Annotated in this window: 11 protein-coding genes and 1 pseudogene; 8 read left to right on the top strand and 4 right to left on the bottom strand. The window is 72.0% G+C overall.

Annotated features, from left to right (window positions below; all coding sequences use genetic code 11):
- Positions 1-249: 249 nt before the first annotated feature.
- The 3 genes from SCA03_RS33560 to SCA03_RS33550 all read left to right on the top strand — a co-directional run bounded on the left by SCA03_RS33560 (position 250) and on the right by SCA03_RS33550 (position 4,035).
- Positions 250-765: a gamma-glutamylcyclotransferase family protein gene (locus tag SCA03_RS33560; protein ID WP_030896277.1), complete on the top strand. Its 516-nt coding sequence runs from the start codon at positions 250-252 to the stop codon at positions 763-765.
- A 200-nt stretch (positions 766-965) separates the two neighbouring features.
- Complete coding sequence (locus SCA03_RS33555; RefSeq protein ID WP_030888696.1) at positions 966-1,787, top strand: purine-nucleoside phosphorylase; 822 nt, start codon at positions 966-968, stop codon at positions 1,785-1,787.
- A gap of 472 nt (positions 1,788-2,259) precedes the next feature.
- Entirely contained in the window at positions 2,260-4,035 is a 1,776-nt protein-coding gene (locus SCA03_RS33550) for a phospho-sugar mutase (protein ID WP_086818363.1), read from the top strand.
- Between the two features lie 135 nt (positions 4,036-4,170).
- Here SCA03_RS33550 and SCA03_RS33545 read toward each other — a convergent pair whose 3' ends face one another.
- From SCA03_RS33545 to SCA03_RS33535, 3 genes are all read right to left on the bottom strand, one after another.
- Complete coding sequence (locus SCA03_RS33545) at positions 4,171-4,665, bottom strand: hypothetical protein (protein WP_141275848.1); 495 nt, start codon at positions 4,663-4,665, stop codon at positions 4,171-4,173.
- 113 nt (positions 4,666-4,778) lie between these two features.
- On the bottom strand, positions 4,779-5,039 hold the full coding sequence (locus SCA03_RS33540) for a hypothetical protein (RefSeq protein ID WP_141275847.1): 261 nt from the start codon (positions 5,037-5,039) through the stop codon (positions 4,779-4,781).
- Positions 5,040-5,387: 348 nt separating this feature from the next.
- A complete protein-coding gene (locus SCA03_RS33535) occupies positions 5,388-5,951 on the bottom strand; it encodes a hypothetical protein (protein WP_230989088.1) in 564 nt (187 codons plus the stop codon).
- A gap of 215 nt (positions 5,952-6,166) precedes the next feature.
- On the opposite strand from SCA03_RS33535, the gene SCA03_RS33530 reads away from it, so the two are divergent.
- A complete protein-coding gene (locus SCA03_RS33530) occupies positions 6,167-6,991 on the top strand; it encodes an arylamine N-acetyltransferase family protein (RefSeq protein WP_086818047.1) in 825 nt (274 codons plus the stop codon).
- Between the two features lie 204 nt (positions 6,992-7,195).
- Here the strand turns inward: SCA03_RS33530 and SCA03_RS33525 are convergent, their stop codons facing one another.
- Entirely contained in the window at positions 7,196-7,939 is a 744-nt protein-coding gene (locus SCA03_RS33525; protein ID WP_030888703.1) for a PH domain-containing protein, read from the bottom strand.
- Between the two features lie 406 nt (positions 7,940-8,345).
- Here SCA03_RS33525 and SCA03_RS33520 point away from each other — a divergent pair, with 406 nt between their 5' ends.
- From SCA03_RS33520 to SCA03_RS33505, 4 genes and pseudogenes are all read left to right on the top strand, one after another.
- On the top strand, positions 8,346-9,344 hold the full coding sequence (locus tag SCA03_RS33520) for a DUF8094 domain-containing protein (RefSeq protein ID WP_030888704.1): 999 nt from the start codon (positions 8,346-8,348) through the stop codon (positions 9,342-9,344).
- Between the two features lie 284 nt (positions 9,345-9,628).
- Positions 9,629-10,618 carry a deoxyribose-phosphate aldolase gene (gene deoC, locus SCA03_RS33515; protein WP_030896289.1) on the top strand — a complete coding sequence of 330 codons (990 nt, stop codon included), beginning with the start codon at positions 9,629-9,631 and terminating at the stop codon, positions 10,616-10,618.
- 3 nt (positions 10,619-10,621) lie between these two features.
- Positions 10,622-12,052 (top strand): annotated as a pseudogene (locus SCA03_RS33510) (aldehyde dehydrogenase family protein); the annotation flags it as partial.
- Positions 12,053-12,258: 206 nt separating this feature from the next.
- Positions 12,259-13,158, top strand: a complete 900-nt coding sequence (locus tag SCA03_RS33505; protein WP_030896294.1) for an aldehyde dehydrogenase family protein — start codon at positions 12,259-12,261, stop codon at positions 13,156-13,158.
- The last annotated feature ends 288 nt before the right edge of the window (positions 13,159-13,446 follow it).

Raw genomic sequence — 13,446 nt, 5'->3', positions numbered from 1 at the left:
ACAGGGAGCGAAGCCAAGGACGCGAGCCCCCAGCAACAGAGGCGAACCCGAAGCGGAGGCGAGCCCCGAGGGCAGAAGCGAGCCCCGAGGCCGGAGGCAGAGGCAGAGGCAGAGGCAGAGCCACGAAACAGAGCCGCACCGGGGCAGAAGCACAGCCCAGTGCAGAGGCACACCGAACCACCCCACACGAAGCGAAGCGCAAAGGCAGCGGACAAAGGAGCAAGCCCCCACCGGGCGTACGCTCTCGCCATGTCGCTCTACGCCGCATACGCCGGCAACCTCGACGCCAGACTGATGGCCCGCAGGGCCCCGCACTCCCCGATGCGCGGCACCGGCTGGCTCTCCGGCTGGCGGCTCACCTTCGGACAGGAGAGCTGGGGACACACCCCGGACGAGGCGGGAGGCCCGGAGGGCTCGGGAGGCTCGGGCTGGGACTCCGCGCTGGTGACGATCGTCGAGGACGGCCCCTCCCCGCAGGGCCCCGACGGCGCCCCGCCCGCCCAGGTCTTCGTCGCGCTGTACGACATCGCCCCCATGGACGAGGCCCTGCTGGACCGGTGGGAAGGCGTCGGCCTCGGCATCTACCGCCGCGCCCGGATCCGCGTGCACACGCTCGACGGGGACGAGGCCGCCTGGTGCCACGTCCTGGACGGGTACGAGGGCGGTCTGCCCTCGGCCCGGTACCTCGGGGAGATCGCCGACGCCGCCGAGTCGGCCGGAGCCCCCCACGACTACGTCATGGAGCTGCGCAAACGCCCCTGCTGACCCCGTCCACGGGGCGGACCTGAGCCCCCGGGAGACGGAGGGCGAGGGCAGCAGGTGAGGACTGACGAGGGCGGAAGGCGAGGGCGGAAAGTACAGGACCGTCCTCGACGGGCGGGGCCGCGACCGTGTTTTCCTCCGGAATGGGAGCGGTTTCCCCCCGGCGTCTACGCGCGTAGGCCCGAAAGGGCTACCCTCGTCGCGTGAACGCAACAGCCACGACACACGCGCCCGACGACCCCTACCGTTTCGCCGAGGAGGCCGCCGCGCGTCTGCGCGAGCTGACCGGCGCCGAAAGCCATGACGTGGCCCTGGTGATGGGCTCGGGCTGGGTACCCGCGGCCGACGCGCTCGGTGAGCCCGAGCACGAGTTCGCCGTCACCGAACTGCCCGGCTTCCCGCCCCCCGCCGTCGCCGGCCACGCGGGCCGCATCCGCTCCTACCGTGTCGGCGACAAGCGCGCCCTCGTCTTCCTCGGCCGCACCCACTACTACGAGGGGCGCGGTGTCGCCCCCGTCGCGCACGGGGTGCGTACCGCCGTGGCGGCGGGCTGCAAGACCGTCGTCCTCACCAACGGCTGCGGCGGCCTGCGCGAGGGCATGCGCCCCGGGCAGCCCGTCCTGATCAGCGACCACATCAATCTGACCGCGACCTCGCCCGTCGTCGGCGCGAACTTCGTCGACCTGACGGACCTGTACTCGCCCCGGCTGCGCGCGCTGTGCCAGGAGGTCGACCCGACGCTGGAGGAAGGCGTCTACGTCCAGCTGCCCGGCCCGCACTACGAGACCCCGGCGGAGATCAACTACATCCGCACCATAGGCGGCGACCTCGTCGGGATGTCCACCGTCCTGGAGGCCATCGCCGCACGGGAGGCGGGCGCCGAGGTGCTCGGTGTCTCGCTCGTCACCAACCTCGCCGCGGGGATGACCGGGGAACCGCTCAACCACGAGGAGGTCCTCCAGGCGGGCCGCGACTCGGCCAGCCGGATGGGCACCCTCCTCGCCCGGGTGCTGGACCGGCTCTGAGCCCCGATCCTGGCAACAGGACACCCGGACGACCCGGCCCCGGCGACAGGGCACCCGGGCGCCCGGCCCTGGCGACAGGACACCCGGCACCCCCGTCCCGCGACAGGAGACCCGCCGGAACGCCCCCGGGAGGTTCCGGCACCCCCGTCCCGGGAGACCCGGTGACACACGATCCACGACCGGCCGCGCCCCCGTCGCCCGACCCCGCGGCGCCGGGGCGGCGACCGCGGCTCCCACACACCCACAGCACAGCCCGCGCCCGATCCCCCCGAACCTCCACAGCGCCATTCCCCGGACACACGGGGCGGTGGGCGGGGCGACGGGCGGACGGGCGGGCAGGAGAAGAACCGTGCGCGACGAGCTGACCGATCTGACGGACGCGGCGGCCGCGGCCCCCGGCGGACCCACCGGCACGCCCGCCGCCCCGGCCCCGCAGGGCGAGCAGGGCGCCCCGGCCGAGAGCGACGAGGCGCTGCTCGCCCGCGCCCGCACCTGGCTCGCCGAGGACCCCGACCCGGACACCCGCGAGGAGCTGGCCCGGCTCCTCGCCGAGGTCGAAGGCGCGGCGGGCGGGAGCCGGGACGGCGGGCAGAGCCCCGTGGCGGAGCTGCGCGACCGCTTCGGCGGCACACTCCAGTTCGGCACCGCGGGCCTGCGCGGGGAGCTGGGTGCCGGTCCGATGCGGATGAACCGCGCCGTCGTCATCCGCGCCGCCGCCGGACTGGCCGCGTATCTGCGCGAGCACGGCACGGACGGTTCCGGTTCCCCCGCCGGCGGCGTGGAGACGGGCCCCGGCGCACACCGGGCGGCGGCCGGCGCGGCGCCGCTCGTCGTCGTCGGATACGACGCGCGGTACAAGAGCGCGGACTTCGCGCGGGACACCGCGGCCGTCGTCACCGGCGCCGGGCTGCGCGCCGCCGTGCTGCCGCGGCCCCTGCCGACGCCGGTGCTCGCCTACGCCGTACGGCACCTGGGCGCCGCGGCCGGCGTCATGGTGACGGCCAGCCACAACCCGCCCCGCGACAACGGCTACAAGGTCTACCTGGGCGACGGCCTCCAGATCGTGCCGCCCGCCGACAGCGACATCGCCGCCCGGATCGCCGCCGTCGGCCCGCTCGCGGGCGTTCCGCTCCCGGAGAGCGGCTGGGACGTGCTCGACGAGTCCCTCGTCGACGCCTACCTCGCCCGCAGCGGCGCCGTCCTCACCGAGGGCGCGCCCCGGGACGTCGAGATCGTGCACACCGCCCTGCACGGCGTCGGCGCCGAGACCGCCCGCCTCGCCTTCGAGCGCGCCGGCTTCCCCACCCCCGTCGCCGTGCCCGAACAGGCCGAGCCCGACCCGGACTTCCCCACCGTCGCCTTCCCCAACCCGGAAGAGCCCGGCGCGATGGACCTCGCCTTCGCGACGGCCCGGCGGCACGCCGCCGACACCGGCCGCCGACCCGACCTCGTCGTCGCCAACGACCCGGACGCCGACCGCTGCGCCGTCGCCGTGCCCGACCCGGACGCCGCGAGCGGCTGGCGGATGCTGCGCGGCGACCAGGTGGGCGCGCTGCTGGCCACCCATCTGATCCACAAGCACGCCCGGGGCACGTTCGCGACGACGATCGTCTCCTCCTCGCTGCTCTCCCGCATCGCCGGGGCCGCGGGGCTGCCGTACGCCGAGACGCTCACCGGCTTCAAATGGCTCGCCCGCGTCGACGAGCTGCGCTACGGCTACGAGGAAGCCCTCGGCTACTGCGTCGACCCGCAGGGGGTACGCGACAAGGACGGCATCACCGCGGCCCTGCTCATCGCCGAACTCGCCGCCGAACTGAAGCAGTCCGGCCGCACGCTCACCGACCTGCTCGACGACCTCGACACCGAGTACGGCGTCCACGCCACCGACCAGCTGTCCGTCCGCGTCGAGGACCTCTCGCTCATCTCCTCGGCGATGGTCCGGCTCCGCTCACAGCCGCCCACCGCACTCGGCGGCCTCACCGTCTCCGCCATCGAGGACCTCACCCACGGCACCGACACCCTGCCGCCCACCGACGGGCTGCGCTACCACCTGTCCGGCGACCCGGACACCGGCGTCGCCTCCGGCCGCGTCATCGTCCGCCCCAGCGGCACCGAACCCAAGCTGAAGTGCTACCTGGAGGTCGTCGCGCCCGTCACCGAACCGTGCGGCCTGACCCCCGCCCGCGACCGCGCCGCAACCGTCCTCACCCACATCAAACAGGACCTCCACACCGCCTCGGGCCTCTGACCGCCCCCACCACCCGCCTGCGGCCCCGCATACGCGTCTGTGTGTGCGGGGCCGCAGACGCATACGCCCCACCGACCGGCCCGCCCCGCCCCGCCCTCACCTTCCGCGACATCACGAGAAACCGACGGGCCCACGTCAGTAGAAGTCGACGGTCTCGCCTTCAGGAACCCGATAACACCCCGAGATCACGCTCACGACGAGGTGCGGCGGATCGTCTTTCGCATTGTGCGTGACGTTGATGCTGAACTTCTTCTTGTCGTGGTCCGCGACCAGCGCGAGATTCCGGTTCCGACTGCTGTCCCGCGCGAACGACTCGACCTCCCAACCGCGCTCCGGCAACGACTTCTTGAGGCCCTTCATCGCCTCCGCCAGCTTCGGCCGATCCTTCGCCTCGGGCGTCATACTCCAGGTATGCAGCATCCGGAAATACTTGTGCGGATCCTTTCCGCCCCCGCACTCCGCCGACCTGGGCCCGGGCTCGGACACCTTTCCCTGCACAGGGATGAGATCGAGAATCCCGCTCGACACCTTCTTGGTCTGCTCGTCGGCGTCGGATTGCTCGCGCGTCCCCGCGAAGGGAACCCGGTCGTCCTCCGTACCGCACCCGGCCAGGGACACGACGACGGCCACGGAAACCGCCACCGCAGCCGTCCGCGCCGGGCAACACTCAGCCCTCACTGCGCACATCCCCCCTGTTCGCTTCTCAGCCGTACCGCCCGGGCCCGCCGGCCCCGCCTCGATTCTCAGTACTCGCCCGTGACGTCCTGCCCCTTGGGGGCACGGAAACAGGTGGACATCAGCGTGACATGAATCATTGAGGGCGCTTTACTCCCCTCCGGCTCCTCCCACAACTTGACCTTCACCGAAAACTTCTTCCTAGTGGAATCAGCTTGCAGCGTTAGACTCTTCGACCTGCTCTTGTCCGGCCCGTAACCGACGAGCTTCCAACCGTGCTCAGGCAACTGTTCTTTTAGATTCTCCATTGCCTGCTTCATCTCGGGCACAGGCGCCTTGTACACACTCCACGGGTGGTGGATCGTGAAGTACTTGGACGAATCCCCCCCTCGCACACCCCCACACCGGGCCCGTTCTCCGTGACCTTTCCATGCAGCCCGAGAAGGTCGAGCAACTGGCTGGACAGCTCCCTCGCATCCGACCGCGCCGCCTTGACGTCCCGTACCGGGATCTCCCCCGTCCTGCTGCTCCCCGCCGCGCCGGAACAGCCCGTCACAGCGACGACGAGGGCCGCAGTCAGCGGAATGACGCGCGCGACGGCCGCAGGGCCGCCGGAACGCCTCCGCCCGACGAAAGGTACCCGGCGCGGCACCAACAGCGTTTTGGGCAGGGCCCGTTCAGTAATGATCGACCTTCTCCCCCTCGGGCACCTGATAGCACCCGGTGATCACCCGCACCGTCAACTTCGGCGGATCGTCCTTCGCGTAATGCACGATGTTGACGCTGAACTTCTTCTTGTCATGATCCGCGACCAGCGCGAGATTCCGGTTCCGACTACTGTCCCGCGCGAACGACTTGACCTCCCAACCATGCTTCGGCAACGACTCCCTGAGACTCTCCATCGCCCCCGCCAGCTTCGACCGGTCCTTCGCCTCGGGCGTCACACTCCACGTGTGCAGCAGCCGAAAGAACTTCTCCCGGTCCTTGCCCTCACACGGCACCACACCGGGCCCCGGCTCGGACACCTCTCCCTTCACCGGAATCAGATCCAGAATCCCGCTCGACACCTTCTTGGTCTGCTCGTCGGCCTCCGACTGCCTCTCGGTGCCCGAGGACGGAACGCGGTCACCGCCGGAGGAGGAGTCCGCCGCGCCGCATGCGGCCAAGGACAGGACGAGGACGAAGGGCATCGCCGCCGCGGCCGTCCAGGACAGGGCGCGGTCGGCCTTCGGTGCGGTCACCCCGTGTCCCTCCCGTTGTCGTACCGCCGCAGGTTTCCGTGGTCTCCGTTCCTTGCGACGGCCAGTGAGTCTAGAAGCACCCGGCGCAACCGCGCACGGGTCGGAGGCGTCGCCATGGGGTGGGCGCCGCCCGGCCCGTGGTGCCGTGGGTGGAATAGGCGGGCCGGGGAGCGGGGTTGTCCGGGTTGGTCGTACGGGTGTGACGGAGGCGGAGCATGTGGAGCAGTGAGGCGTTCGACCTGGACGGGTATCTGGCCCGTCTCGGGTACGAGGGCGAGCGGGCGCCGACGGCGGAGGCGCTGCACGCGCTGCACCGGGCGCATGTGCTGTCGCTCCGCTGGGACAACCTGGACAGCTTTCTGTACCGTTCGGTCCCGCTCGACCTGGAGTCGGTGCAGTCCAAGATGGTGCGCCGGAACCGCGGGGGCTACTGCTACGAGCACGTCACGCTGTACGCGGCGGCGCTGGAGAGCCTCGGTTTCCGGCTCACGGCCCTGTCGGGGCGGGTGCAGCTCGGCGCACCGAAGATCCTTCCCGCGACGCACGCGATGCTGCTCGTCGAGATCGACGGCCGCCGGTGGCTGAGCGATGTCGGATTCGGCCCGAGCCCGCTGGCTCCGCTGGAGCTGGTGGAGGGCGAGACGCACACGGAGGGCTGGCCGTTCCGGCTGTGGCACGGGGAGGTCACGCCGGGCGCGGACGGCTGGGCGCTGCTCCAGCCCGGGCCGGACGGCGGCTGGCTCCAGCGGCACACCTTCACACTCGTCCCGCAGTATCCGGTCGACTACGCGGTGGGCAACCACTTCATCGCGACGAGCGAGCACTCCCCGTTCAACCGCCGCCCGTTCGTCCAGCGCATCCGCCCGGACCGGACGGACCAGCTGGACGGCTTCACCTGGACGACCACTCCGGCGGGCGCCGGCGCACCGGCCGAGAAGCGGAGTGTCCGGCCGGAGGAGCTGCCGGGCGTGCTGGCGGAGACCTTCGGGGTGGAGCTGACGTCCGAGGAGCGGGCGGAGCTGCTCCGCGCGGTGGGTTGAGCCGCGGGCCGGGCGGCGCGGAGCCCCTCGGGTCCGTCCGGCTCTGCCGTCAGCCGTTGGCCTGACCGGCGGGGACGTATCGGTGGCCGACAGCCGGGAAGGCCGTGTCATCGGCCGAGGGCCGGGGCCCGGGGCCGTCAGCCGAGGGTCGGCGAAGCCGTACCGTCAGCCGCGGGCCGTACGGTCAGCCGCGGGCCGTACCGTTCAGCCGACGGCCAGGAGGATGGCCAGGAGGACGGCGCCGGCGGCGGTCGGTGCGAGGATCTCGAAGGACCAGCGGACGGTGATCTCGCCCTGTGCCTCGGCCTTCTCCCCGTGCGTCTGCTGGAGTTCCCGCAGCTCGTCGATGGACTGGTCGGAAGGGGCGCGCTTCTCGGACAGTTCGGTGGTGCCCGGGTCGAGGTTGGGCATCTGACGGCTGCCGAACATCCCTCCGAGGCCGGGGGTGGCGGGCGGCTTGCCGGCGGCGACACGTTCGTTGTGGCGGGCCGCCTTCTTGCGGGCGCGCAGCGAGACGGGGATGGACCACAGCTGGTACTTCGCACCGTCGGTGAGGACTTCGCTGGAGTAGCCGGAGCGCACGGTCGCCACCCGGCCCCAGGGGATCTCGATGGTGCGGAACGGGTTGCGTACCCGCAGCCGCCGCTCCCCCGCGAAGACCGCGGGACGCAGGGTGAAGGCGACGACGAGCGGCGCGGCGAACAGGAGTCCGGCGAGGGCGAACCAGGGCGTGCTGCCGGTTCCGCCGAAGGCGGCGTCGAGCGTGAGCCACAGGCCGATGGCGAGCAGGAGGATGCCGCCGGCCATGGCGGCCGGTGAGCGGTAGACGCGGTCGGGGAACTCCTGCGGCTGCGGGGGCCCGGGGTCCGGCGCGCCTCCCGGGCCGGGCGCTTCGCCGGGGCCGGAGCTCCCGGTTCCGGCGCTGTCGTTCCTGTCCTCGCTCGTCATGCGACCGATTGTGCCGGACCGTCCGCCGGGCGGGCCCGGCCGCACGTTGCAGTACGGCATCGATGCCCCGGTCGGGCGCTGCCCCCGGGCCGGTCCGGAGCCTGAGCGAGCCGCCGACCGGCGCATATGCCCTGGGGAAGGGCCCGGGGAAGGAGACATGCCGTCGCACGGTCACACGTGGCACACGTCACAGTAACCACTTGGACAACACGGCTCTCCCTGGCGATGTCGCATCTAGTGTGACCCCCGGCACCGAACGTAATCACGGTCGCGAGGTCGGCCGTCGACGAGCGAGCACACGAACGGAGCGCAGGCGATGCGGCGTTGGGACAGGAGTGCGCAGGGGCACGGAACGGGGGCGGCGCGGAGCGCCCGGCGAAGAGCGGGCCGGAGGCGGGTCGCGGGCGTGGCCGGGCTCGCCTCGACGGCCGTACTGCTCAGCGGCTGCGGCCTGTCCTTCGGAAGCGGGGACGACGACAAGGTGAAGGCCCCGCAGGGCGTGGTGACGGAGACGCAGGCGGAGAAGATCGTCGACAGATATGTCTCGGTCGCCAAGGAGGCGGACGCGAAGCGGGACGGCAAGCTGCTGGCGACGGTCGAGGGCGGCGGTCAGCTGGAGCGCGGCCGGGCGCAGTACGCGCACCACCCCCATATGACCGCGGCGGAACGCAAGGAGAGCGCCGCCCCCGACGACTACGTCGACCGCGAGTTCCTCATTCCGCGCAAGGGCCGGGCCACCTGGTTCGCGGTGACGGCGCGCCCGAAGGGCGGCCCCGCGGACGGCGAGCGCCAACTGCTCGTCTTCGACCGGGAGAAGGGCAGCCGCAGCTGGCACAACATGGCGAGCGTGACCGCCGCTCCGGCCGGCGACGACAAGAAGGAGGGCCCCCTCCGGTTCGCCGAGGACAAGCACGGTTTCGCCCGGGCCGTACCGTCGGACAGCAGCAGGCACCGGGTGAAGTCGCCCGACGAACTGCCCGGCGTACTGGCCGATCTGTACACGCTGCGCAGCCCGCTGGAGTCGTCGGCGTTCGCGGACACCAAGACGGCGCGCTCGGTGCACGACGCGGCGCAGGGCGTGGAGGAGAAGCTGGGCCAGCACGCCAGCGCGACGTTCTCGCAGGGCAAGAACAAGGACTCCGCCACGGACAAGGTGTACGCGCTGGAGACCCGCGACCGCGGCACCTTCGTCGTCTTCAACACCGCGATCGACCAGCACCAGCAGGTCGCTTCCGCTGGTATGACCATGACGCCGGACCGGGAGATGTACCCGTTCGTGGGCAAGAAGGCCGCCAAGGGGTTCACCATTCACCGGCTGCACCAGTTCTCGGCCCTCGTCCCGGCGCGCGGAAAGATCGAACTGCTCGGTTACCAGGTCACGGTGACCGACGCCACCCGCAAGTAGCGCCCGTACCACGCCGGTCGGGCACGCCCTGCCGCACCCGCCGGGTCCTGCCGCCGCACGACGGCCCCGTTGCACGACAACCCGTCGCACGACAACTCGTCGCACGACAACTCGTCGCACGACAACCCGTCGCATGACGGCCTCGTCGCACGGCGAATCGCCGCACAACGACCCGGCGCACTCCCCCGGCGACGCCCCCGGGACCGCCCGCAACGGGACCGGGACGGTTGCCGTTCCGGGGGATGACACGCCGCTACGCGCGTAGATATGGTGCTGTGGTGACCATGCCTACCGATGCGGCCAGTCCCGACGCAGTGACCGAGGCGAGGACCGGTGATCCCACCGGCCGGCCGACCTCCGACGCCGCTCTCCGCCGCCTGCTCCACGGGCTGCCCGGAGTCGACGCGGTCGGGCTGGAGGCCCGGGCCGCCACCCTGGGAACCCGTTCCATCAAGACGACAGCCAAGGCGTACGCCCTCGATCTGGCGATCTCGATGATCGACCTGACGACGCTGGAGGGCGCCGACACCCCCGGCAAGGTACGCGCCCTGTGTGCCAAGGGCGCCGCCCCCGACCCGACGGACCGCACGGCCCCCCGGGTGGCCGCGATCTGCGTCTACCCCGACATGGTGGCGACGGCCAAGCAGGCCCTCGCCGACGCCGGTGCCCCCGGGATCCATGTGGCGTCGGTCGCCACCGCCTTCCCCGCCGGCCGGGCCGCCCTGGACGTCAAACTCGCCGACACCCGCGCGGCCGTGGCCGCCGGCGCCGACGAGATCGACATGGTGATCGACCGCGGCGCCTTCCTCGCCGGCCGCTATCTCCAGGTGTACGAGGAGATCCAGCAGGTCAAGGCGGAGTGCGGTACGGCACATCTCAAGGTGATCTTCGAGAACGGCGAGCTGGCCACCTACGACAACATCCGCCGCGCCTCCTGGCTGGCGATGCTGGCCGGCGCCGACTTCATCAAGACCTCCACCGGCAAGGTCGCCGTCAACGCCACCCCGCCGGGCACCCTGCTCATGCTGGAGGCCGTCCGCGACTTCCGGGCCGCCACCGGGCGGCAGGTCGGCGTCAAACCGGCCGGCGGCATCCGTACCGCCAAGGACGCCGTCAAGTACCTGGTCATGGTGAACGAGACGCTCGGCGAGGACTGGCTGAGCCCCGACTGGTTCCGCTTCGGCGCCTCCAGCCTGCTGGGCGATCTGCTGATGCAGCGTCAGAAGCTCGCGACCGGCCGCTACTCCGGCCCCGACTACGTAACGGTGGACTGACGCATGGCTCCCACAGCATTCGAGTACGCCCCCGCGCCCGAATCCCGCGCGGTCGTCGATCTCGCGCCCTCCTACGGGCTGTTCATCGACGGCGAGTTCACCGAGGGCACGGGCCAGGATCTGCGCAAGACCCTGGCACCCGCCACCGAGGAGGTCCTCGCCGAGTACACCCAGGCGCACGAGGAGGACGTCGACCGCGCCGTGCGGGCCGCACGCCGGGCGTTCACCCCCTGGTCCGCGCTGCCCGGCGCCGAACGCGCCAAATACCTGTTCCGGATCGCCCGGATCATCCAGGAACGCTCCCGCGAGCTGGCCGTCCTGGAGACCCTCGACAACGGCAAGCCCATCCGGGAGACCCGGGACGCCGATCTGCCGCTGGTGGCCGCGCACTTCTTCTACTACGCGGGCTGGGCCGACAAGCTCGCCTACGCCGGCTTCGGCCCCGACCCCCGCCCAGTGGGCGTGGCCGCCCAGGTCATCCCGTGGAACTTCCCGCTGCTGATGCTCGCCTGGAAGGTGGCGCCCGCGCTCGCCACCGGCAACACCGTCGTGCTCAAGCCCGCCGAGACGACGCCGCTTTCCGCGCTGTTCTTCGCCGACATCTGCCGCCGGGCCGGGCTCCCCCGCGGCGTCGTCAACATCGTCACCGGGGACGGCGCGACCGGCGCCGCGCTCGTCGGGCACCCGGACGTGGACAAGGTCGCCTTCACCGGGTCGACCGCCGTCGGCAAGGAGATCGCCCGCACCGTCGCCGGCACGTCCAAGCGGCTCACCCTGGAGCTGGGCGGCAAGGGCGCCAACATCGTCTTCGACGACGCCCCGCTCGACCAGGCCGTCGAAGGCATCGTCAACGGCATCTTCTTCAACCAGGGCCAGGTGTGCTGCGCCGGTTCGCGGCTGCTCGTCCAGGAGTCCGTGCACGACGAGCTGCTGGACGCGCTCAAGCGGCGGCTCGCCACCCTGCGCGTCGGTGACCCGCTGGACAAGAACACCGACGTCGGCGCCATCAACTCCGCCGAACAGCTCGACCGGATCACCGAACTCGCCGCGGCCGGCGAGGCGGAGGGCGCCGAACGCTGGTCCCCGGCCTGCGAACTGCCCACCTCCGGCTACTGGTTCGCGCCGACCCTGTTCACCGGCGTCACCCAGGCACACCGCATCGCCCGCGAGGAGATCTTCGGGCCCGTTCTGTCGGTGCTCACCTTCCGCACCCCCGACGAGGCCGTGGCCAAGGCCAACAACACGCCCTACGGGCTCTCGGCCGGTATCTGGACGGAGAAGGGCTCCCGCATCCTGAAGCTCGCCGACCAGCTGCGGGCCGGCGTGGTGTGGGCCAACACCTTCAACAAGTTCGACCCGACCTCGCCGTTCGGCGGCTACAAGGAATCCGGCTTCGGCCGCGAGGGGGGACGCCACGGGCTGGAGCCGTATCTGGCCGGGGGCGGCCGGGCCGGTGAGCCGGGGGGCGGGCCCGGCGAGGGGCACGGTAAGGCTGCCGGGGGCCGGGGCGGCGGCAAGGCTGCCGGGACCCGGGGCGGTAAGGCCGCCGGTGCACGGGCCGGGAAGGCCGACGGTGCACGGTCCGGGAAGGCCGACGGTGCACGGTCCGGGAAGGCCGACGAGAAGGCGAGCGTGAAGCGATGACGGCGGCACAGGGGACCCGGCTCGGTGTCCTGAAGACCTACAAGCTGTACATCGGGGGCAAGTTCCCCCGGAGCGAGAGCGGCAGGGTGTACGAGGTGACCACAGCGGCATCGGCCGCCGGTGCGGCCGGCCCGGACGGATGGCCGGCGAACGCGCCACTGGCCTCCCGCAAGGACGCGCGGGACGCGGTCGTCGCCGCCCGGAAGGCGTTCGGCGGCTGGTCCGGCGCGACCGCCTACAACCGGGGCCAGGTGCTCTACCGCGTCGCGGAGATGCTGGAGGGCCGCCGCGAGCAGTTCGCCGCCGAGGTGGCCGCAGCCGAGGGGCTCGCCCGGGACGAGGCGCTGGCCAGGACCGACGCCGCCATCGACCGCTGGGTCTGGTACGCGGGCTGGTCCGACAAGGTGGCCCAGATCGCGGGCAGCGCGAACCCCGTCGCGGGGCCGTACTTCAACCTCTCCACGCCCGAACCGACCGGTGTGGTGGCCGTGCTGGCTCCGCAGCGGTGCTCGCTGCTGGGCCTGGTCTCGGTGCTGGCGCCCGTGCTCGTCACGGGCAACACCGCGGTGGTCGTCGCGTCGCGGGAGGCGCCGCTGCCCGCGCTGTCCCTCGCCGAGGTGCTGGCCACCTCGGATGTGCCCGGTGGTGTGGTCAACGTGCTGTCCGGTGACACCGGGGAGTTGGCGCGGCCGCTCGCCGCGCACCAGGACGTCGACGCGGTCGATCTCGCCGGGGCCGAGGGGGAGTTGGCTCGGGAGCTGGAGGAGTTGGCTGCGGGGAATCTGAAGCGGGTTGTTCGGGGGGACGGGGAAGAGGACTGGGGGGCCGAGCCGGGTACCGGGCGGTTGTTGGCCTTCGTGGAGACCAAGACCGTGTGGCATCCCATGGGCTTCTGAGGTCCGGGGGCGGCCTGAGCTGACCTCGGGCCGGTCCGGCCTGGTCCGGCTTCGGTCTGGTCCGCGCTGATCTGGCCCTCTGGCCCGGCCTGGTCTGGGCTCGGCCTGGCCCGGCCTGATCTGGGCTCGGTGTCGGTCTGGGACTCGGCTCGGGTCGGGTCGGTCTCGGTTTGGGCCTTCGCTGCTCGTGCGGCTGATGTGTGTGGGGCGCTCTCGGTTTTTGGCCGGGGCGCCCCTCCTTTCTTTTCGCCCGGTGGTTCGTCTCCTTCTTGCGGCTTCGCCCCCGGT

Source organism: Streptomyces cacaoi, assembly GCF_006539165.1.
GTDB classification, from domain to species: Bacteria; Actinomycetota; Actinomycetes; order Streptomycetales; family Streptomycetaceae; genus Streptomyces; species Streptomyces cacaoi.
Note: the sequence above shows the minus strand (reverse complement) of the source record. Positions and strands in the feature narration are given on the sequence as shown.